17 protein-coding genes are annotated in these 22,132 nt (G+C 65.6%); 8 read left to right on the top strand and 9 right to left on the bottom strand.

Annotated features, from left to right (window positions below):
• Nucleotides 1-7: 7 nt before the first annotated feature.
• Genes ARADN35_RS0114470 through ARADN35_RS0114490 form a run of 5 tightly spaced genes read left to right on the top strand, consistent with a single transcriptional unit; the run spans nt 8 to nt 8,184 of the window.
• A complete protein-coding gene (locus ARADN35_RS0114470; protein WP_244265918.1) occupies nt 8-2,947 on the top strand; it encodes a hypothetical protein in 2,940 nt (979 codons plus the stop codon).
• Entirely contained in the window at nt 2,944-3,585 is a 642-nt protein-coding gene (locus ARADN35_RS26410; protein ID WP_010463341.1) for a tail fiber protein, read from the top strand. Before ARADN35_RS0114470 ends, ARADN35_RS26410 begins: the two co-directional genes overlap by 4 nt.
• Before the next feature lie 41 nt (nt 3,586-3,626).
• Complete coding sequence (locus tag ARADN35_RS0114480; RefSeq protein WP_010463343.1) at nt 3,627-5,042, top strand: hypothetical protein; 1,416 nt, start codon at nt 3,627-3,629, stop codon at nt 5,040-5,042.
• Nucleotides 5,029-5,886: an FkbM family methyltransferase gene (locus ARADN35_RS0114485; protein WP_244265907.1), complete on the top strand. Its 858-nt coding sequence runs from the start codon at nt 5,029-5,031 to the stop codon at nt 5,884-5,886. Before ARADN35_RS0114480 ends, ARADN35_RS0114485 begins: the two co-directional genes overlap by 14 nt.
• Nucleotides 5,887-8,184, top strand: coding sequence for a glycosyltransferase family 2 protein (locus ARADN35_RS0114490; RefSeq protein ID WP_010463347.1), 2,298 nt, complete (start codon nt 5,887-5,889; stop codon nt 8,182-8,184).
• A 21-nt stretch (nt 8,185-8,205) separates the two neighbouring features.
• Here ARADN35_RS0114490 and ARADN35_RS0114495 read toward each other — a convergent pair whose 3' ends face one another.
• The gene (locus ARADN35_RS0114495; protein ID WP_035197833.1) at nt 8,206-9,717 is read right to left on the bottom strand and encodes a protein kinase domain-containing protein; all 1,512 of its coding nucleotides are present in this window, start codon (nt 9,715-9,717) and stop codon (nt 8,206-8,208) included.
• A gap of 17 nt (nt 9,718-9,734) precedes the next feature.
• Entirely contained in the window at nt 9,735-10,730 is a 996-nt protein-coding gene (locus ARADN35_RS0114500; RefSeq protein WP_010463352.1) for an FHA domain-containing protein, read from the bottom strand.
• 548 nt (nt 10,731-11,278) lie between these two features.
• On the opposite strand from ARADN35_RS0114500, the gene ARADN35_RS0114505 reads away from it, so the two are divergent.
• The 3 genes from ARADN35_RS0114505 (at nt 11,279) to ARADN35_RS0114515 (ending at nt 13,009) form a co-directional block, all read left to right on the top strand.
• A complete protein-coding gene (locus tag ARADN35_RS0114505; RefSeq protein ID WP_050812536.1) occupies nt 11,279-11,947 on the top strand; it encodes a hypothetical protein in 669 nt (222 codons plus the stop codon).
• Between the two features lie 4 nt (nt 11,948-11,951).
• Nucleotides 11,952-12,599, top strand: coding sequence for a glycoside hydrolase family 25 protein (locus ARADN35_RS0114510; protein ID WP_010463356.1), 648 nt, complete (start codon nt 11,952-11,954; stop codon nt 12,597-12,599).
• 86 nt (nt 12,600-12,685) lie between these two features.
• On the top strand, nt 12,686-13,009 hold the full coding sequence (locus ARADN35_RS0114515) for a hypothetical protein (RefSeq protein WP_010463358.1): 324 nt from the start codon (nt 12,686-12,688) through the stop codon (nt 13,007-13,009).
• A gap of 186 nt (nt 13,010-13,195) precedes the next feature.
• Here the strand turns inward: ARADN35_RS0114515 and ARADN35_RS0114520 are convergent, their stop codons facing one another.
• From ARADN35_RS0114520 to ARADN35_RS0114550, 7 genes are all read right to left on the bottom strand, one after another.
• Nucleotides 13,196-15,547 carry a CHASE2 domain-containing protein gene (locus ARADN35_RS0114520; RefSeq protein WP_010463360.1) on the bottom strand — a complete coding sequence of 784 codons (2,352 nt, stop codon included), beginning with the start codon at nt 15,545-15,547 and terminating at the stop codon, nt 13,196-13,198.
• Nucleotides 15,548-15,589: 42 nt separating this feature from the next.
• The gene (locus ARADN35_RS0114525; protein ID WP_010463362.1) at nt 15,590-17,392 is read right to left on the bottom strand and encodes a FecR family protein; all 1,803 of its coding nucleotides are present in this window, start codon (nt 17,390-17,392) and stop codon (nt 15,590-15,592) included.
• A 79-nt stretch (nt 17,393-17,471) separates the two neighbouring features.
• Nucleotides 17,472-18,170 (bottom strand): response regulator transcription factor, encoded by a 699-nt coding sequence (locus ARADN35_RS0114530; RefSeq protein ID WP_010463363.1) that lies wholly within the window; start codon nt 18,168-18,170, stop codon nt 17,472-17,474.
• Nucleotides 18,171-18,265: 95 nt separating this feature from the next.
• Complete coding sequence (locus tag ARADN35_RS0114535) at nt 18,266-19,291, bottom strand: formylglycine-generating enzyme family protein (protein WP_010463364.1); 1,026 nt, start codon at nt 19,289-19,291, stop codon at nt 18,266-18,268.
• A gap of 47 nt (nt 19,292-19,338) precedes the next feature.
• Nucleotides 19,339-19,605, bottom strand: coding sequence for a hypothetical protein (locus tag ARADN35_RS0114540; protein WP_010463366.1), 267 nt, complete (start codon nt 19,603-19,605; stop codon nt 19,339-19,341).
• Nucleotides 19,606-19,849: 244 nt separating this feature from the next.
• Complete coding sequence (locus tag ARADN35_RS0114545) at nt 19,850-21,157, bottom strand: tryptophan--tRNA ligase (RefSeq protein ID WP_010463368.1); 1,308 nt, start codon at nt 21,155-21,157, stop codon at nt 19,850-19,852.
• Between the two features lie 46 nt (nt 21,158-21,203).
• Complete coding sequence (locus ARADN35_RS0114550) at nt 21,204-21,872, bottom strand: site-2 protease family protein (RefSeq protein ID WP_010463370.1); 669 nt, start codon at nt 21,870-21,872, stop codon at nt 21,204-21,206.
• Nucleotides 21,873-22,132: the final 260 nt, after the last annotated feature.

The raw sequence follows: 22,132 nt of genomic DNA on the forward strand, positions 1-22,132 counted from the left end.
GAACGAAATGGTCCAAAGAAGATGGAGCGCCATGGATGGCTGCCTGGTCTTCGACATCACCATCAACCGTGCACCCCACGACGATGTTCCTTCGTGTGTCAGCGTGTCCTGTAGTTCAGGTGAGTCGGAGAGCCAGCGGGTCACCGTCACCAGACAATGGCCCGCCCAGCCCTTCGAGTTCAAATTCTCCTCGGGGTGCTATGTGTCAGGCTACCTGCAGCAAAAAACGCCGGTGCACATCGACGGCGCCCCCAATACGGCCATCTTTGCCGACATCCACTACGGCATGCGGGGGCAGGCGGATGACCACCACTTCGAAGGCATCATGGCGGCGTGCCCGATGCGGGGCCCCATTCCGCCACCTGGCCCACGGCCACCTGCTCCCACGCCGGTGGTGCCTGCGCCACCAGCCCCACCAGTCGATCCCGTCGAGCCGCTGCCTGTCCTCCACAGCCATCCGGAGGAGCTGTTTCCTTACGTGTACGTACGCCGCTGGCCCAAGATCTCGGCCGCGGATCTTTTGTATGGCTTTGTCCAGTACACCGGTGCAAGCCCTCCTTACAGCAGCTTTTTCGAGGACCTGGTAGCGGCACGCAGCCAAGGCCGCGAAGCTGTGCAGTTCCTGGCGCTGCAATTTATTGACGGAGACTCTCCCTATCAGGGGCTGTTCATCGGCAACATGGATTGCCTCCCGGGACCCATGAGCCAGTTTGCATCTTTGCTAGCGCAACTCCCCGCCTCGGATGACAAGCCACGGGAGTGGCTGGCGGCTGCCCATGCGGAGGTCGCGCAGTTGCTGCAGCGGTACGCCCTGACCTGGACCTACTTGGAGTCTGGAACCTATGCACAGGCGCTGGACAGGGTTTGGCAGAGTTACTTTGCCTTGATCATCACCCTGGGGTATGACACGGGCTTGCTCGATGGGTTGACCCGCACCCTGCAGCTGGCGAATCTGATCGCGGTGGCTTTGCAGCCCGGCACCCAGGGCATAGCCACAGTGGGTGCTGCTTCGGCAACGCCTGTGCTCCTGCAGCCGGCTCCCATCAGTTCCGCCCAGATTGCGTCGCTGCGTGAGGCCACGGTGGTGCTGCCGGGGCAGGTGTTTCCTTTACCGTCGGCCGGCGCTGCAGACCACTCGCCGCCCGTGGCGCGAGACGGCTGGATTGAGCCCTATGCCATTGGCGACTTGCAGATGGTGCGCCAGCGTTTGCTGCGCTACCAAAGCGGAGAGATCGCGCGCATAGAAAACGTGATGCGCGGTGAACGCCGGGAGGTCACGCACAAACGCACCCACCGGCAAAAGGATGAGCAAAAGCAGACCTTGGCCGAGATGCAGGTTCTGCAAAACGATGCAGCGGACGAACGCAGCAATCTGCAGGAGGAATCGCGCAAGACAGTGGCCGAAGCGACCGAGACCCACCAGTACAACAAGTTCACTAGTAGCTATGGCCCTCCCACCCAGGCCACCCTGGATGGCTCTTGGACCAAGGCCGTGCAGCAAGGCGCCAATCCTGGGCTCGACGACACCATCCGCTTTGCCCGCGACATCCTGAACAAGACAGTCAACCGCGTCAGTCGCAGTGTCAGCCACACGCGCTCCAGTAGCAGCATGAGCCAGACCGAAGATGCCGTGGTCAGCCTGATCGACAACACCGCCGGCACCCAGAACATGCGCGCCGTGTTCCGCTGGGTGAACAAGGTGTACGAAGCGTGTGTGGTGAACTATGGCCAGCGCCTGATGATGGAGTTCATGGTGTGCCAGCCCGCTGCGGGTTTTGTCGCTCAGGAGCAGGCGCTGGCGAGACAGGACTTCGCCAAGCCATTGCCACCGCTGCAACTGGGGGTTGCCACCTTTGAGGACATCAAGGTGGACGGCCCACGTAACTATGCGCAGCTCGGTGCCTACTATGGCGTGCTGGATCTGGAGCCACCGCCCTTGGCGGAGCGCTTCGCCTCGGCCACCTTGCGCAATGGCGAAGAAAAGCAGATTGCCGTCCCCGCAGGGTATTGCGCCACCAGAGCCTTTGTCAGCTGCATAGGCTCGTCCCCTGAGTTGCCAGCACCTGTTGTGCTGGTGGGGCAGCAAACCGTGACCCCTGGCACGGTGTCCAGCGCCGTGGTGATGCGCGGGGAGGACGAGACCGTGCCGGTGTCCGTGACAGACTATCAACCCGGTTTCTCGCCGCCTGGCGATCACCCGTTGCAGGTCAATGTAGAGATCAGTTGCACGCCTTCCAGTCGGTGCATGGACCAGTGGCGCATCCGCACCTACGCCAGCATCGTGCGTGGCTATCAGGAGCGGATGGCGGCCTATCATGGCCGGGCCCAGGGCGGGGGGGCGTCTCCCGCGCCCGCCTTTTCACCACTGGCCCATCGGCAGATTGAGCAGCGCGAGCTGAAGAACGCCTGTCTGCGCCTGTTGCTGGAGCGTCTGCAAACCCTGACCGGCATGTCCGCAGATGCCGCGTGGGGGTCTCCGCCGTCGCAGTTTGAGGTCAACGAACCCCGCTATCTGCAGTTCTTCGATGAAGTGCTGGAGTGGAACGAGATGGCTTACAGCTTTTATGCCAGCCCCGGCATGACTGCTGCGGGCCGGGTGCCTGAGCTGGGGAGTCTTGCGGCCGACGACGATGCCTTGTTCGCCAACTTCTTACAGGCTGGCCAGGCACGTGTCCTGTTGCCCGTGCAGCCGGCGCATGTCATGGCCTTTCTCTATTTTTACTCGGCCGGCATGCTGTGGGTCGCCCCGGATCGCCTTGCCCCCGTCAATGCGAGCGACATAGCGTTGGCCAACGACCTCAAGCATGCAGGGCCCAGGCAACAGAACCCTGCGCTCCGCCCGGGGCCGTGCTGGCAGGTGGTGGTACCTACAGCCATGCAGGTGCTCGATGCGTCGGGCGTCGAACAGGGCGCTGACTTGCCCGCTGTCGGGGAGGCTGCGCCATGATGGTGATACCAGGGGTTGCCAGCCCCTTCTTTGGACGAACCGGCTTTGGCGACCTGCCCGTGGGTTCTGTGACGGCGTTTGCGGGCACCCTGGGGCTGCCCGACAGCGCGAGCCCTCCCGCTACGGTGAGTCCGACCGCTTACACCACCAACCCCCTGGAGGCGTGGGGATGGATGGTTTGCGATGGCCGGTCATTGGCCTGTGTGGACTACCCCGAACTGTTTGCCGTGCTGGGCTACGTGTATGGCGGTGCCGACGACAACTTCAACATCCCCGACTACCGTGGCTACTTTCTTCGCGGCATTGGCACGGGCACCCGCAACGACCCGGACATTGGCCAGCGCAGCAAGCCGCCGGGTGGCCAGGGGGCGAGCGATGGGGTGGGTTCCGTTCAGCCGTTTGCCGTGCAGACGCATGAGCACACCTACAACAGTGCACCGGCACCCTCGGCACCATCACCCAGTGGAACGGCGGCGGGCGCGCCCAGCGTCACCAGCACGCCGACCAAGGGCGGGCCGGTCACTGGCGCGGGCCAAGCTCCGCCGGTGCAAGTGAGCTTGAACGAAACGCGGCCCCTCAATGTGTACGTCAACTACCTCATCAAGTTCACCTATGGACTGGTCCCGCTTTTGAGATGACCGCGCACGTGTCCCCAGAACCCTTTCCAAGGAGAAATTGCATGGCATACACCAACGTCCAATTCATCGGCTACGTGCTCGACACGGCGCCCCAAGTGAACCCCGATGGATCCAAGACCTATCTGGGGCTGAGCGATCCAAGGCTCGACATTGAGGCGCGCTGCGATGTGATGTTGCGCGCCATGCAGACAGCCCGGGATGCACTGCCGCAGACGTCTCCACCGGTACCCGAGGGGGAAACACTGAAGGTCTTCCTGGCCCCCGAGTTCTTTTTTCGAGGTGCCTCGGGTGCCTACCAGATGGACGATGTCCAACGCGCCATCACCTCGTTGCAGCGCCTGGCGGCCGATGACCAGTGGGTTGACTGGGTGTTCGTGTTCGGCACCATTTTGGGCGCGTCGTCCGCCACCCAGCAGACGCCTCCCTACGACATCGATCCGCTCGCCAGCACCGAGATCTACAACTTTGCGCTGGTGCAGCAGGGGGGCATGGCGGCACAGGGCGATGCGGGGGCGCGGATGGTGATGAAGGAGTTGATGTCGGGGGTTGATTTCATCGCCACTGCCGCGAATCCGGGCGGCCTGTTGCTCGGCGACGTGGAACATTGGCCTGCATCGACCGGGGGTGGACTGGGGCGTGAGCAGCAAGAGGTCAACTATGACGGTGCAGGCGTGTTCGAGCTGGCAGGCATCACCTGGGGGCTGGAGGTCTGCCTGGACCACGGCGGCACGGTGCGCCGGCTACAGAGGTCGCCACAATTGCCGGGCCAGAAGCTGATTCAGCTGCAGGTGGTGCCATCGTGTGGCATGGGCATACAGGCCCCCAGCGTCATCACGCAGGCAGGCGGCTATGTCTTCAATTGCGATGGCTCGGGCGCGGCAAGCCACTCCACCCTGGTGCAGCAGGTGCCACCGGTGGCCAACGTGCCCTTGCTGAGCAGCGCACCGGTCGGCGACGCCGCTGTCGCACTGCAAAGCACTTCGCCCGTGGAGGATGTGGCTGTCAGCGCCCTCTACGCCAGGGGGCCGGGCGTGGTCAATATCTATCCGGCACAGGCCTTGCCCGCACAGCAGGTGGTGGCGGGTAATACCGTATGCCTTGATTGGCCAGCCAGCCCCGACTACCGCTTCATCTTCCAGTTGGTCTACAACAGCAGTGGCAACTTCGTGACGCTGGTGTGCGAAATACGCAGCAAGAAGGCCAACTTCTACGGGAACAACTATTTCCTGCCGCTTGCGCTGCAGACGCAGGACTCGTGGAAGCAGGATGTGCGCATCCAGATGACCTTGGCGGCGGGCAGCAGCCCCTACGCTGGTGCCGTGTGGTGCAAGATCAACGTGCCGGGTTTCATCTTTGAAGGCAATGCCTTTGAGTTCAGTGCCACGTATGGTGGCCCCGCGCCGTTCACCATCTGGCAGTCCACGGACACGGATGGGCTGGGCGATGACAACCTGTGACCCTGGCGCCGAGAGCGCACTGCATGCACTGAGCGTGTCGGTGGGCCCGCGGGCCTTCCAGGTGCTTGCCAGTGCGGCCCGGTGTGCCTTTTGGCGCCGTGTGGAGGCTGGCGCGTGGGAGCCGCAAACCTTCGAGGTCTTCCGGCGCTTCCTGCAGCCTGACCGCTCCTACATTGACCTGGGTGCCTGGATCGGCCCTACGGTGCTTTATGGCGCAGCACTGTCGCGCTGCGTGCATGCCGTGGAGCCCGACCCGGTGGCCTTCGCAGAGCTGGACCGCAACGTGCAAGCCAACCCTGGGCTGTGCGAAAAAATCCACCTGCACCCCTTCGGCATTGGCCCCGAATCTGGCCCGCTGCATCTCTACGCCGGTGGTCTTTACTACGCAGGGCACAGTGAGTTCGGGGACAGCATGTCGGGCATGTTGGCCGCGCCGGATGTGCCTGGCCAGCCTTGCCACAAGGCGCGGGGTGTGGACATGGAGCGCTTTCTGGACATGTATGCCGGGAAGGACTGCAACTTCATCAAGATGGACATAGAGGGTGGCGAATACGCTGTGATTCCCGGCCTCTGGCGCCGTTTGTGGCGGTGGGGGCCACCCACCCTTTGTGTGTCCTTCCATGCTCCGGAAATCGCCCGGCGCGAGTCCTTGGTGCGGGCCTGCATCGAAGAGCTGCTGCTGTGTTACCCGCGCTTTTATGCGGCTGCCGACACCAAGGCCGTTGCGCTCGAAGAACTGGCGGACGCAGTGCATGACTGGGGCGACGACGCCCCTGGCAGCCCCTGGCGCAAGCTGGAGGCGCTGCTGGGAGCAGGTTTGGTGGCAACCCGTGAGGAGTGGTGAATGACTGCTGCACAAAATCGCCAGATCCTGATTGGGGTGCATGTGACGGGGGCTGGCGAAGGTCTGGCCGCCACGCTGTGCAGTGTTTTCGAGAACACGCCGCTGCCCTTCGGGCTGCGGATACTGCCGGACAGTGTCCTTGCATCCCAGGCCCCGGCCGTGCAGCAGGTGCGGCTTGCCCCCGAGTCCCTTGTTCAGCGGTCCAGCCCGGCGCAGCCGGGGGCTGCCGCCTGTTTCAACCAGCTGGTGAGCGAGCCTGCCGACATCTATGTGTTTCTGGAAAACGGCGCGCGGGTCTGCCCTGGCTGGCTGGAGCTGATCTTGGCCGCGCTGGACAGCGATGCCAGCCATGGGTTGGCGGGCCCCTCCACCAACCGGGGATGGAACGAGCAGGCCGTGGCACCAGGCTGCGGCGCTACCCAGGAAGCGCTGTGGGATCAGGCGGACGCCTTGCTGGCTCGCTACGGCAATGCCTGCGTGCCCCTGGCGCCCCTGCACAGCCTGGCAGACTTCTGCTACGTGGTGAAGAACGAGGTGGTGGCCGCCATTGGCGCGGCGGACGCGGCATACACCCAGGGCCCCTGCTGGGAGATGGACTACAACGTGCGCGCCGCCCGCGCCGGCTTCCTGGGGGTCTGGGTGCAGGGCGCCTTCGTCCACCGAGCGCCCCGCTGCGCGGTGCTGGCACCTGTCCACGATGGACTGCTGGAGGCCAACAAGCGGCTGTACCAGGACCGGTTCTGTGCCTGGCGCAGCGAGAGCCATCCGCAGGCACCGCCCTATCACGGCCACTGCGCAGGGGATGGTTGCCGCTACTTTGCCGTGCCGGAGCAGATGCGCATCTTTGTGCCACTGCCCGGCAATGTGGCACCTGCGCTGCAGGTGCCCGAAGGCACCGCGCCCTCGGCGCCGCCCTTGCTGAGCTGCGTCATGCCCACGCGGGGGCGTGCAGCCTTTGTTGCGCAGTCGATCCGCTACTTCCAGCGGCAGGACTATCCCGCGCTGGAACTCATCATCGTCTACGAGCAAGAGTCTGATCTCCCCGCCGGCATCGACGACCCACGCGTCCGCTGCATCCGCATGCCGGCCCGTACCAGCATTGGTGCCAAGCGCAATGAAGCGGTGCGTGTGGCGCGGGGCGAGCTGATCGCGCATTGGGACGATGACGACTGGTATGGCGCGCAGCGCCTGAGCCGCCAGGCCGCGCCCATTCTGCACAACCTGGCGGATGTCACCGGGCTCAACGACATGTTGTTCATGGCCCGGCCGCTGGCCGAGTTCTGGGCGAGCAGCCGGGCGCTGTTTCGTCGGATGTTTGTCGAAAACGTGAGCGGTGGCACCCTGGTCTTTCGGCGCAGCCTGTGGGAGCGCCAGGGGCGGTACCCCGATACATCGCTGCGGGAGGATGCGGATTTCCTGCTGAAGACCCTGCGGGGCGGAGCGCGGCTGTGCCGCATTTCGGGGCGTTCACTGTGCATCTATGTACGCCACGATGGCAACACCTGGAAGTTCAAGGAAGGCCACTACTTGCAGCAGGCCGCCTGGGCCCTGGTGCCTGTACCGGACTGCCTGCTGGACGACGACCGCAGCTTTTACTTTCCTGCCACCCCTGGTGGCACGGCTGAGACAGGTGGCCCGCAGGCGCCCGCGATGCCGATGGTGTCGTGCATCATGCCCACCGCGGACCGGCGTGAGTTTGTGCCACAAGCCATCCGGAACTTTCTGGCGCAGGACTATGAACCCCGTGAACTGATCGTGCTGGACGACGGGCGCGACAGCGTGGCCGATCTGATCCCATCGCACGGCGGAATCCGCTACCTGCGCCTGGACCGCAAGTCCACCATCGGCGCCAAGCGCAACATTGCCTGCGAACTGGCGCGTGGCGAGGTGATAGCGCACTGGGACGACGACGACTGGATGGCGCCCACCTGGCTCAGTTCGCAGGTCAAGGCCTTGCGGGGCCAGGGGGCCGACATCTGTGGCCTGGACAAGGTGTTCTTCTATGCGCCGGACGCGCGCCGGGCTTGGCAGTATGTGTACGACGGGCGCACGCCCTGGGTGTGTGGCGGCACGCTGTGCTACCTGAGGGAGTTCTGGCGCAGTGCCCCGTTCGCGGATATCGATGTGGGGGAAGACAACGCTTTTGTCTGGTCGGTGCGGGACAAGCGGATTGCCACCAACCCGGATCAGCATCTGTATGTGGCCCGTGTCCACGACCGCAACACCAGTCCCAAAGACACCTGGAACCGGCGCTGGCACAGCTACCCGGTGGAGCACGTTGAGAGGCTCATTCGCTGACCCGCTGACTCTGCGGGAGGCTTACGGGTGGGTAGCAGGTGCCAGCCGGTATACCGGCTCGGGTTCTGGTGGATGGGCCTTGCCGGTGCTGGCGTAGGCTTCCATTTTCACGCTGCCGGCCAGCTCGTGGTGCGCGCGGTGGCTCAGCAGAACCGTCCCGGGGCCCGCCAGGCTGTTCAGGTGCAGCGTCACGTTGGCCGCGTGGTGGCTGTCCAGGGGCTCCCCGTGGGGCTGCAGGGTGGCCGTGTGCATGCCGCCCGATATTTCCAGGCGCACCCCATGCCGTACCTCCAGCATGCGGCTTCTTCGTTGCACACGGATGCACAGGTCCTGTGCCAGGGCTGCGGCCTGCTGCAGGTTCTGTGCGCTGCTGGGGCCCTGCTCGAAGTGGAACAGCATGCAGTCTCCCAGCGTCCCCGCGCCATGACCCTGGCCCGACTGCACGGCATTGACGCACCAGCGCAATTGCTGCTCGCGGATCTCCTGCAGGTCGGACAGTGCCAGGGATGCGTCGCGGGCGGGGTACAGGCGCAAGGTCAGGCACAGGATGGCGCGCGAGGGAGCCCCGGGGGGTTGTAGCCTGGGACGTTCCAGCGAATCCATGGTGGCGTGTTGCGCCCGGCCGGATGCGGCGTGGGCTGCGGGGATGGGCCCCGCCGGGTGGCTGGGACCGCGGGGCTGGCCTGCCTGTGCCAGGCACCGGGCGAGGTCACCGTGCAGTTGCACGGCATCGGCGGTGCGCCGGCGCACGTCTTTTTGCAAAGCCTGCAGCAGCAGCGTGCCCAGCGGACTGCCTTGCAGTTCCTCGGGCAACGGGACGGTTTCCATGCTCATCTGGCGTTGCAGCACCTCCGTCAGGCTGGCACCCTGGATGCTCGGCCGGGCGCTCAGGCACTCCACGAACATCAAGGCCCAGGCATAGATGTCGGTGGCGGGCCCGCACGCCTCGCCGCGCAGCTGTTCTGGCGCGCAGTAGGCGGGCGTGCCTTCGGCCCCAGCCGTGAACTGGGGTTCCCCGTGGTGGCTGGCAAGCCCGAAGTCCAGCACCTTGGCGTGCAAGTTGGTGCCGCTGGAAACCACCATCACGTTCTCTGGCTTCAGGTCCCGGTGCACGATGTGGTGGGCATGGAGGAAAGCCAGGGCATCGAGCAACTGCGCCATCAGCCCCGCCGTGTCCGGCAATGACAGCTTGCCCTGGCGCTGCAGAAACTCGCGCAGCGTTTCGCCAGCCACGTATTCCAGCACGGCAAACGGCACGCCCTCCTGGGCCAGGCCTTTGTCGATGAGCCGGACCACGTGGATGTGTTGCAGCAGGGCTAGCACCCGGGTTTCCTGGTGCAGCCGTTGGTGCACACGCCGCCGGTTGGCGGGGTCGCGCGCGGCCGGGGTGCTCGGAATCTTGATGGCCACGAACTGGCCGGTGCTGCGCTGCCTGGCCTTGAAGACCTGGCCCGATGCGCCCTGGCCCAGCAAACCCAGCGATTGATAGCCCGGCACACCCACGGGAAAACCGTGCGTGGGCACTCGTGTCATTGCAATGGGGCGCAGGCTCAGGCCACAAGCGACTCTTCAGCGTGGATCTGGCTGAGCAGTGCCAAGGGGTCGAAATCGGCTTCCAGCTGCGTGCCCCGCGTGATGCGAAAGCACAGGCAGCCAAAGCGCAAGGAGCCCCGGCGCCGCTCGATCAGCTCGGGGACATGGGAGTCGCCGGGCATGGCCAGTGCAAGTTGTTTGCGCATGCGGAATATCTGAATGTTGAGGTGCCCGGGCTCCACTCCCAGCATCTTCGCCAGACGCTCCAGCTCGACCCAGCCATGGGCCTGGCTGTCCCGATGGCGCTGCGCATCGGCCCATCGCAAGCGCGCCAGGGTCAGCAGGGCGTAGTGGTGGGTGCGCTCGCCCAGGTCGAACTGACGGTCTGCCTCCTGCACCTGCAGGCGAACATGCTCTTCATCCAGGCTGACGTTGAAGTGCAGGCTCGTGCGCGGCCGGATACACGGAACCGAACCGATCATGGCCTCCATGGTCGAGGTGACCTCCTGCGCCGCGATGAAGCACCAGGTCTGGTTGGAAAATCGGATCTCGTCGCCGTCTTCCAGTACCCAGCTGCCCTGGGGGGTGGTGCATATCCACCGGCCTTGCTCGGCGCAGTGGATGGACACCTCGGCGTGCTCGCCCTGGGGCAGCAGGTTGGACCGCTCCAGCGGCACGGGGGTGCTGTCGTGGCCCAAGGGCCAGAGCAGATTGGAGGGGGCTGCAAGGTCTTCCACGACCCAGGCAGAGCCAGCGTCACGCCCGAAACCGATGGTGCTTCCCATGCGGAGTGCAGAGGCTCCGTTGTGGGACAGCAGCGCGCCATCGAGCAGGGTTCCGTTGCGGCTGTGGTCGTGCAGTTCCCATGCGGTGCCCGTCCAGCGGATGGAGGCATGCAGCTGCGAGGCGTCCGGGTTTTCCAGCAAGGTGTCCGAAGAACGGCCTCGCCCAAACACATGGAGTGTCCGCAAATGGATCTTGCGCTGTGTTGCGCGGTTTTTCAGGATTGCCATCAGTCAGTCCCTCATTTCTTCTTCGTCACACCTTGCGGCGCGGTTTCCTTTGGCCCCGCGCATGGCTGAATGTGATGCCACGCAGGCCGTGGCATGCCGCTGCTGCGATTGCCTTGCGGGATGCCGCTGTGCAGCTGACGCCGGTTTCCTATCCGGGCGTTCGCCAAGAATTCCCGATGCAGCCCAAAGAGTGTGTTGGCGCAGTCCTCCCCGCGCAACTACCAAATCTGGTAGTTAACGTTCTGTTTGCAATTGCACGGGATCGAAATGCACGAGGCCCCTTGGCAAGGCATCACAAGCAGCGCTGCCACGCACCTGCCTTTCGACCGCGCTGCATGCAGGGCCGGGCACTTTTCTTGTTGACCGCGGTGGCACGATGGCGCTGAAAGCCTGCCGCCGCAACGGTGCGCAGAGCGGCGTGCAGACCGGCGGGCATCGGTGCCTGCGGCCTGTAATGGCCTGTAATCGCCAAGCCAGAAGGTGGCTCCCACAATTTGTCCGGCGAGATGGCGTTTGCCATTCGCACCGATCCATTGACGGAGAAAACCATGCCTTACCTGTCTGACACTCAACGCAATCTGCTGGCGCCCGCTGGCGGGCTGCATCCTCGCAACGGCGCCACGGTGCCGACCTCGCAGCAGGCGCCATTTGTGAACGCCGCGTGCTGGGGTTGGGCGTTGAATGGCGAATACGTGAATGCCGATGACCCGTACGCAGCCACCACCATCTATACCTCGGACAACGGCGCTTTCGTGTTCAATGCCGAGCGTGTGCCCACCGGCCTGAACGCAGCGTTCTTTGCGGTCACCGACGTGATCTTTCCGCAAACGGTGCCGTACCACACCACACTGACCGCCAATTTCGCCAATGCACTGGGTGGCAATGTGGCGGCGCAGGACGCCTGCCGTTTTGCACTGATGAAGCTCACGGCAGAACTCAATGGGCACACGGTGTTGCCCGACACCGGCTCTGCGGTCTACACCATGGTCATGAAGTCACCGAGCTGGTACGGCTGGTGCCATTGGGGCATCGGCATCCAGGGAACGGGCGGTGGGGACACGACCTACCAGCAAAAAGTCAACGGCAGCGTCCTGAACCCCAACACCCTGCAATACAACTGCGGCGTGATGTGGGATGAAGGCCAGCCGCTGACCACGACGATCCGCATCGATGGCCTGTTGCAGACGCAGGTCATCATGCTCAACAACGTGGTGTGACGCCATGGCTGCGCAAACCCGTGGTATCGACGTCAGCCACTACCAGGGCAATGTCAACTGGCCGAGTGTGGCTGGCAGCGACGTGGCCTTCTGCTTCATCAAGGCCACCGAAGGCATTGCCTATGTGGACCCGCTTTTCCGCGCCAACTGGACGGGCAGCGCGGCCGCAGGATTGCGCCGGGGCGCCTACCACTTCGGCCATGCCGGCAGCGATGCCGTCGCCCAGGCACAGTTTTTCTACAACACGGTCAGCGCCGATGGCACGCTCGGGCCCGCGGATCTGCCACCGGTGCTGGATCTGGAAACCCTGGATGGGCAAAGCCCCGCCGCAGTCCTGCAATGGACCCTGGCATTCCTGTCCGAGGCCGATGCGCTGTTCGGGCGCCAGACCATGGTCTACACCGACACGGGCTTCTGGCAGGCGCTTCAGGCGCTCCCCGGCTGCCAGGTGCTGGCCTCCCGCCCGCTGTGGCTGGCCGCGTATTCCGCCGACCCCCATGTGCCGCCACCTTGGGCACCCTTGTCGTCATGGACGTTCTGGCAGTACAGCGATGGCTCCGTCAATGGCGGCAGCCCGGTGGCTGGCGTGGCGGGTGCCGTGGACCAGAACTGGTTCGCCGGCTCCGTGGCGCAGCTCGCCGCTCTGGGCTAGTGCCCAGGCCACCGACCACCGTCTGGACGGACGGGACGCTTCCCATCGTTTCACTTTCCCACCACCACACCTTGAGGAGATTCGCCATGACATGCTATACCGACGCCACCGACACCAAAAAGATCACGAGGGAGATCGAGAGAAATCTGCAGGTTGAAGACAAGGCCATCGAAGTCCTGCAATTGATTGCCACGCTTTGCTTGACGACCGAGCTCTCTGAGGACCCGATGACGCTGTGGCTGCGCTTGCTCAGTGAAAACGGCGTGACCGCGCAGAAGTGGAAGGGCAGTAAGGATGTCATCGAGATCTACCCCAGCGGCACGCACGGTGTTGGGAAAAGCGACAGATTGTGGTTCCAGCTGGGAGAGACATCGGTCGCTGTCATCAAGGCCTACGAGAGCGAACACTAGGCTCGTGCACCGGGGGGCCGGCGTAAAGCATGGAGGGGCCGTGGTCCTTTCGTGCCCCCGCAGTGGGTGGCCGATGGACGGATGAAAACTGAATTAAAAATAGCCGCTAGCGCTTTTTAGTGTTGGATTGATGGCTATTGAATTTATAGCAATCTGCCAGCCCTGCGATGGTCTTGCCTGCGGCAGTCAAGTGCCCAGCGGCAATACCAGCCTGAACTCCGCCCCCCGTCCCACATCGCTGTCCACCTCCAGCGTTCCGCCGTGCCGGTGGATCACGGTGTGCACCAGGGCCAGCCCCAGGCCCACGCCGCCGATGGCGGGGTGGCTGCGGTCATGCAGCCGCTGGAACGGCGCGAACAGCTGGCCCTGCAGTTCCGGTGCGATGCCGGGGCCTTCATCGCGCACCGACACGATCCAGTGCTCCCCTCGCTGCACGATGGAGCACTGCACGATGCCTTCTTCGGGGCTGAACTTGACGGCGTTGTTCAGCACGTTGGCCAGCGCGCGGCACAGCAGGGCGCGGTCGCCCACGGTGGGGGCGGTTTCCGGCGCCGTGGCAATGGTTACCTCCACACCCCGGTCGCGGGCCAGGGCCCAGACGTCGTCCACGGTTTCGGCCAGCACGGCCACCAGGTCCAGGGGCGCCATGCGGTATTCCTGCGACTCGGCGCTGGCGAGCTTGACGAAGTTCTCTGCCATGCCCAGGGACGTGCGCGCATAACGCTCGATGCGCAGCATCAGCTCATCGTCCGGCATGCGGCCGGGGTAGGCGCGCTGCATCTCCAGCAGCGTGAGGATGGAGGCGTTGGGCGCCCGGATGTCGTGTGAGATGAAGTTCATCGCCTGGTCACGCTGCTGCTGGGCGCGCCGCATGTCCGTCAGGTCTACCAGGGTCAGCAGCCAGCCAGCCTTGGCCAGGTCGGTGAAGGGCTTGCACTGCACCAGCAGGCTGCGGCCTTGGGCATCGCGCCCCTCGCTTTGTTCGGGCATGTGGTGGCCGCGCAGCTTGTCCAGGGTGATGAGGGGTTGGCCGGTGCCGGTGTGCACCAGGTCATGCAGAAGTTCGACCACCGACTGCCCCTGCAGCGGCACCTGGGGGTCTCCGCCCACGTGGCGGCGTGCCGCCATGTTGGTGAGCAGGATGTGCCCCTGCGGGTCGCAGACGATGGTGGGGGAGGGCAGCTGCTGCAGGCTTTCGCTCACGAAGTGGTGCAGATCGCGCAGCTGGCGCGATGCGCGTTCCACGGCATTGATGCGCTTTTCCAGGAAGTCGCCGGAATCGCCGGGGCGGTGCTGCAGCCGCATCGACAGGCCGTCGCGCTGCAGACGTTCCATCTCCAGCCGCAGAAAGTGCGCGGCGGCGCTCAGGCGTCGCCAGCTCCACAGCGGATAGGCCAGCACCAGCCCGGTCAGCGCTGCAGCGGGCGCGAACTGCAGGCCTATCCACGAAGGAAGGACCACGCTGAGCAGCAGGGTGGCCACGCCTAGCGCCGCGCTGGTGAGCAGGGCCACGAAGGGCCCCAGCAACAGCAGGGCCAGCAGTGCACACACCACGGGGGCCAGGTTGAACAGGGTGTTGAGAGCCGTGGCGGCAGGCTGGATCCGCACACCCGACAGGCGGCCGTCCAGCACCTGGGCCACCACCTCCACGCCAGGCATCAGTCGCGATTGCTGGCTCATGGGCGTGGCAAACATGTCGCCCAGGCCCGAGGCCGCAGCACCCACGAGCACGTATTTGCCGCGAAACGCCTGTGCAGGCACCTGGCCGCGCAGCACGTCGATGTAGGAATAGGTGGGGAAGTGGCCGGGACCACCGGCATACGCAATCAGCGTGCGGTCAGCGCGTTCCCAGGGGCCACTGCCTGGAGGCTGTGTGGCTGCGCCGTCGGCAACCGCCGCAGCGCGCGCGGCGTTGCACTGCGGCAACGTGGCGGGGGTGAGCGGTGCGGACGTGGCCACGCACTGCAGTGCCATGCTGAAGTGCTGCCAGGGTGCAGCGGCGGGCCCTTCCTGCAGGTACAGGCTGCGCACCACGCCGTCGTTGTCGGGAACCACGTGGACATGACCCAGGCCGGCTGCGGCATCTGCAAATGCGGTCCAGGGCAGGTCGGCCAGGTGGGCAGCCGGGCCATGGCCGCGCCGCAGCACTGGCAGCACCACCCGCCCGCTGCGTCGCATGGCGTCGGCCAGCAGCACGTCGTCCTCGGGGTAGTCCAGGTCTTCTTCGTTGAAGAGCACGTCCATGCCGATGGCGCGGGGCTGCTGCGCCGACACGCGCGTGATCAGCTCCGCGTGCAGCGCGCGGCGCCAGGGCCAGCGGCCAATGGCTGCGATGCTGGGGTCGTCGATGGCAACGATGACGATGTCGGGGTGCGCGGGGCGTGAGAGCAAGCGCAGGCCTGCGTCCTGCACGAGGTGGTTGACCCGGCTCAGGCTGTCGGCGGTGCTGAGCCAGGCCACCAGCCCCAGCAGGGCAGCGGCCAGCAGGCTCCATTCCAGGCGCCGCTGCTGGCCCCGGGTGCGTCCGGCGGTGATCATGGGCTTAGAACCTCCGTGCCCAGGCAACGCTGTGTGCGCGCCTCAAGGGCGTCCCACGGGCTGGCCGCTCGAGGTGGAGACCGGCAGTCCCGAACCCGTGTTGATGCCCGAGCCGACCCGGATCTGGCGCGGTGGAGAGAAGTCGCTTTGCAGACCTGTGGGGTCCAGTACCTGGATGCGCACCAGGTAGTCGCCCGCAGGCAGGTTGCCGGCGGTCCATGCAGGGGCGTCGAGCTGGGTGTCGAGCACCACCTTGTCAAATGCCAGATCGTTGGCTGGGGCCAGTTGCAGGCGGAACCGCTGGCCGGGCTGCGCGGGCCAGTGCACCCGCACCGTGGTGTCGCCATCCTGCGTCTGCAACGACTGGGGAGACAGTGTGGCGGGGCGGTCTGCCACCGTGAAGGGCTGGGGCGGGGCAAACGGCCCTTGGTCGACCTGGCCTGCCGTGCCACCCGGGTCGGCCGGCTTCACCGGATTAGCGGGGCCATGAGGCAGTTGCAGCAGGCTGGCCGCACGCCAGAAATAGTTGCCCACGGGCAGGGTGCTCAGAGGCAGGCGGCATTCGGTGAGGCGTTGTTCGTCCAGCACAGGCTGGGTGAACTGCGCATCGCGGGCCACCTGCAGGCGGTACCAGGCCACACCAGGCACCTGGGTACACCGCAGTTCGCCCGCGCCGCTGGCCACCACCGCGCCGGGCGCGGGTTGCTGGTACAGCGGGGCCACGGGGCGCGTCTTGACCACAAAAGGCAGCAGGGCGGGCACGCCGGGGATGCCTGCGTCATCGAGTGCGCGCACCGACAGGTAGTAGCGTCCATCTTCCACAGCTTTCCAGCGCAGTTGGCCATCGGAAAAACTGCCGTGGCGCAGCACCTGGATGAAGTCCGCATCCTGCGCCACCTGGGCCTGGTAGCGCGCAGCGCCCGGCAGCGGCGGTACGTTGATGGCCAGGATGCCCGCATCGCTGAGCATGGCAGGGACGCCTGATGTGTCGGGTGCCGCCAGCAGCGGGCGCGGCGCGCCCACGCTGCCATCGGCCGCCACGGCCAGCCCTTGTCCCGGGGCCAGCATCGCGGCGGCCGCTGCGGAGGAATGGGAGGATTGGCCCGTAGTTTCCGGCTGGCGGGACTGAACGGCCACCGAACCACTGAGCACCGACGCGGTGGTCTGGCCCGATTCTCCCATCGCCACGCCGAAGCGGGTGCCGCGCACACTGGTCACGGCCAGGGGGGTGCGCAGCTCGAAGCGGCGAAAAGCCTCGGCATTGGGTGGAACGCTGGATTCCACCGCACCGCTGCGCATCTCCAGCACCGATTGCAGGCTGCCCGCGCGCCCCCGGCGGCGCAGTTGCCGCAGCAGCAGCTCGGACTGCGCCTGCACCCGCACCACGGTGCCATCGGCCAGCTTGACGGCGACGAAGGCGTCTGGCCCCACCTGCAGCGCGGTACCCTCTTCAAGCTTGCCGCCCTGGGCGACGGGCGCCGGGGTGTCGCCAGCGCGGGTTTGTGCGGTGACCGTGCCGTGCACGAACTCCACCGTGGCCGATTCGGCGGGCTGCAGGCGCACCGGAATCCACACCACCGAGCCCGGCACCAGGCGCCGGGGGTCGGCCACCTTGTTGCGGGCCTGCAGCAGCGGCCATTGTCGGGGCGCTGCCAGATAGGCCTTGGCCAGGCCTTCGAGGGTGTCCCCCTCCTGCACGGTGTGGGCAATTTCATCGCCTTGCGGCGTGGTGGCAGCGGCGGGGCGGGCCTGGGCGCAGGTGCTCGCCAGGCTACCGAGAAAACCCAGGGTGAGTGCCGCGCTGGCGCGCAGGGCCCAGCGGGGGCGGCCGGTTTTGGTTGCCAAGTGAAATCTCCTTCGTGCCGATCAGTGCAGGCGGGCTGGCCACGGAATCCCCTAAGGATGTCGCAGCTGATAGTGGGGGTCAGGCCCTTCGCTGGGCCTCGACAGCTTCAAAACGGTAACCCACACCGTAGACCGCCGAGACGATGAAACCGTTGGCGGGCCGCAGGTCCAGCAGGGTGCGCAAGCGCGAGATGTGGGTGTCCAGCGAGCGCGACATGACATCCGCCACCTGGCCCCAGACAATGTCCTTGAGGTGGTCGCGCGACAGCAGCCGGCCCATGTTCTGAAACAGAAACAGGGCGAGATCGTACTCGCGGTTCTTCAGCTCCACGGGCACGCCGTCAATTTCGATGGACCGGGTTTCGGACAGGAAGCGGTAGCGCCCGAACTCCACCACGCCACCCACGTTGGCCGGGTAGGCACGGCGCAGCAGGGCCGAGACGCGGGCATTGAGCTCGCCAATGCGCACCGGCTTGACCATGAAGTCGTCCGCGCCACTGCCCAGGCCTTCGACAATGTCGCGTTCTTCCTGGCGGTGTGTGACGAACAGGATGGGCAATTGGGTGCCCACGTTCTTGCGCACCCAGCGCACCACTTCGGGCCCTGTGGTGTCTGGCAGGTGCCAGTCCACGATCAGCAGGTCAAAGGTCTCGCGGCGCATCTCGCGCAGCAAGTCGGCTCCATTGAGGTGTGTGTGGCAGACGTGGCCCATTGCCTCCGTGGCCTGTTTGATCAGATCCAGCTGGAGCGCATCGTCGTCCAAAGCGGCTATGCGCATGGTGTTTCCCTGTCGAAAATGCAATCGCGGATTATTTGCGATAACCGTCGACCGCGCTGGAACGCTCCGACGCCCTCGCAGCCGGTTGACATTTGTTAACGCTTGGCGGCGCCCCGGGACGGGGGGCGGGGCGTGGGCGCGATTTCCCGCACCAGCCGCATGCCAACCAGGGTGTAGCGTGTCTCCGGGCTGTTCCAGTTGCGGTAGCCGCAACGCGCATAGAACGACCAGGTGTGCCAGGAGCCTCCACGGCGCACGCGCACGGTGCCGTCTGCGGGGCCCTTTGGGTCGCTGCGCGGGGAGTGCGCATAGTAGGTGTCCCCGTGCCAGTCCGACACCCATTCCCAGGCATTGCCCAGCATGTCGTGCAGGCCAAAGGCATTGGGTGCATAGCTGCCCACGGGGGCGGTGAACGCATGACCGTCGCTGCCGGCCAGGGCGTGCTGCTGCCAGCGGGGCCACAGGGGTGCGGCCTCCTGGTCGAAGGTGTTGGCGTTTTTTAGCAGGCCTTGCGGGTCATCACCATGGGGGTAGCGGGTGCGGGTGCCTGCGCGGCAGGCGTATTCCCATTCAGCCTCGGTGGGCAGGCGGTAGTGGTGGCCTTCGGTACGGCTCAGCCATCGGGCCAGGGCCTGGGCGTCGTTCCAGGTGATGTTGACCACCGGATGGTCTGGCCCCTGTGCAAAACCCGGGTTGCGCCACGAATAGCGGGGGTCTCGGCCCTCAAAAGCATCGCCGCGCCGCGTGGTGGCCGGGTCATACTGGGCGTTGTAGCCATAGCCGCCTGTGCCATCGGCTTCCGATTCGGGCTGGTAGCCCGAGGCCTCGATAAAACGCTGGAACTGCCCCACGGTGACCTCGTGCCGGCCCAGGTAGAACGCCTGGCGGATGTGCACCGTGTGCGCCGGGCCTTCATCGGCCAGATCGGTGAAGCGCCTGGGCTCCAGCGCGGGATAGGCGCGTGCCAGGACGTCTGGCGGCTCCACGCCACCCATCGTGAAGCTGCCGGCCGGAACTTGCTGGAAAACCATGCCCAGGCTGTTGGTCCAACTGGCGGGCGCGGCGGTTTTTTCAGGCCCTGCATGGGCGCAGGCGCAGGCAAGCACCGCCGCCAGGGCCATGCCATGCGCCCCGGGGGGGCGCCGCTGAGACCAGGCCACGCCGTGGGTCAGGGTTGGCGGTCGGGGGCTTCGCTCACGCATTCAAAAATCAGGCGCGAGCCATCGTTGCGCAGTAGTTTGGGAAACAGCGCCAGCGGCTGGCATTCGCGTGTGGCTGCCGCATAGGCGGGAGACGTGTCGTTCCCGTAGACGGGTACGCTGAAAGTGCGGTCGCGGCCCGATGCCATGGGCCCCGAGGGGTGGTGGTGAGGGGCGGTGGCGTTGCAGCCCGCCAACACGGCAAGCACGGAGAGGATGGCAACTGGCAGTTTCATGGGGATCTCCAAGAACAGAGCGGCCAGTTTACGCACATGGCCGGCTTTGCCGCGTAGGCGCAGTGCGCGGACGCCACACTCTTTGTTCTGGCGCACCCTGGGAGGGCCCCGCACGGATGCACGGGCGTCAGATTGCGAGTTCTTTTGGCGTCTGGCGCTTGTCTATCAAGCGCTGAATGCTATTAAAAAATGAGTATCCCGCCGTTCGCGGACGGTGATCTCGTGCCGCGCGCGCGGCGGTGGTCTACGCAGCGGCGGCCGCTGCTTCGGCCAGTGCCTGCAACGCGGCCGCCACGTCGGCGTCGGCCACGCCATCCACCGGGGACAGGTGCGGCGCCAGTGCCTGCTGCGCGCCGGGCTCTTTTTGCAGCCGCGCAATCGCCTGGCCCGCTTCCTTGGGGGCATCGAAGCCAGTGCTCTGCAGCAGCAGGCGGCCGTCGGCATCCACGAACTTGAAGTAGAACTTGCCGTCGGCTTCGCGGTACTGCTTGAACGAGGGCAGTGCGGCCTTCGCGGCCTTGGCGGGCTTGGCTGCCGCAGTGGTCTGGGCCAGGCTGCGCAGGCCCACGGCGGCGCGCAGCTCGCGGATGAACGGCGTGGCCAGCGCACGGGCGCGTTCGGCGCCGGCCAGCAGCGTCTGCTCGATGCGCGCGGGGTTGTGGATGAGTTCTTCGTACTGCGCGCGCATGGGGGCGATCACCTGGTCCACACGTTCGAACAGCGTGTTCTTCGCATCACCCCAGGCAATGCCGTCGGCATAGGCCTTGCGCAGCGCCTCGGTCTCTTCAGGCGTGGCAAACGCCTGGTAGATCTGGAACAGCGCCGATCCCTCGGTGTCCTTGGGCTCGCCGGGTGCGCGCGAGTCGGTCAGGATGCCGCCGATCAGCTTCTTGAGCTGATCGCGCGAGCTGAACAGCGGGATGGTGTTGTCGTAGCTCTTGCTCATCTTGCGGCCGTCCAGCCCCGGCAGGGTGGCCACGTGGTCGTCGATGGCGGCTTCGGGCAACACGAAGTGCTCGCCATACAGGTGGTTGAAGCTCGCAGCCATGTCGCGTGCCATCTCGATGTGCTGGATCTGGTCGCGGCCCACGGGCACCTTGTGCGCCTTGAACATCAAAATGTCTGCGCCCATCAGCACCGGATACATGAACAGGCCGGCCGTCACGCCGTCATCGTGCTCGCGCCCGGCGGCGGTGTTCTTGTCCACGCTGGCCTTGTAGGCGTGGGCGCGGTTGAGCACGCCCTTGCCGGTCACGCAGGTCAGCAGCCAGGTCAGCTCGGGGATTTCGGGGATGTCGGACTGGCGGTAGAACGTGACCTTCTCGGGGTTCAGCCCTGCGGCCAGCCAGCTCGCCGCGATCTCGAGCGTGGAGCGCTGGATGCGAACCGGGTCCTCGCACTTGATCAACGCGTGGTAGTCGGCCAGGAAGTAGAAGCTCTGCACATCGGGCGTGAGGCTGGCCGCCACCGAGGGGCGGATGGAGCCCACGAAGTTGCCCAGGTGGGGCGTGCCCGTGGTGGTGATGCCGGTGAGAAAGCGCGTGGTGCTCATGGGAACGGTGTCTGCAGGGAAATGAGAGAAAGAGAGAGAAGGAGAGTCAGCGCAGGAGGGCAGTCAGCGGGGTGAGCAGCAAATTGATGGCGCCGTAGCCCAGGGCCATGAGGGGACGCAGCCACAGTGTGCCCACCACCCCGGCGATCACCAAACCCATCACGATGAAGAAGCCCCAGGGCTCGATGCGGGACACCATGTGCGCCTGCTTCCAGGGCAGCAGTCCCACCAGGATGCGCCCGCCGTCGAGCGGAGGCAGCGGAAACAGGTTGAAAGCCCACATCACGAGGTTGACCAGCACGCCTGCGCGCGCCATCTCGATGAAAAAGCGCTCGTCCACCCCAAAGCCCACCAGCGAGACCAGCACCACAGCCCACAAAATGGCCTGGATGAAGTTGGACGCCGGCCCCGCCAGCGCCACCCACACCATGTGTTTTTTGGGGTTGCGCAGGTTGCCGAAGTTGACCGGCACGGGCTTGGCATAGCCAAAAAGGAAGGCGCCTGAGGTCGCAAAGTACAGCAGCAGCGGCATCAGGATGGTGCCGACCGGGTCGATGTGCTTGATCGGGTTGAGGGTGATCCGGCCCATCATGTACGCGGTGTTGTCACCAAAGTGGCGCGCGGCGTAGCCATGGGCGGCCTCGTGCACGGTAATGGCAAACAACACCGGCAGGGCGTAGATCAGAACGGTTTGGATGAGATTGGAGATGTCCACCGGTCGATTGTCTCAGACGGAGCGCATGGCGGCCTTCCACGGCGTTGCCCTCGCCTCCACGGAATGTCGCTACCCCCCCTCGGCAAGCAGAAGACATTCCGCCATCCCGATGGATTTCTTGGCGCACACGCGCAGCGACCCTGAAGCCATTGGTGGCCGCCTGGTGCATGCGATGCGCAGCAACTGCTCCAACAGGCCGATGAGGCCCTGTACACCGGCAAGCACAACGGCAAACACAGCCTGCATCGAACGCGGGATGT

The sequence above is a fragment of the Acidovorax radicis N35 genome (assembly GCF_000204195.1).
GTDB lineage: Bacteria > Pseudomonadota > Gammaproteobacteria > Burkholderiales > Burkholderiaceae_C > Acidovorax > Acidovorax radicis.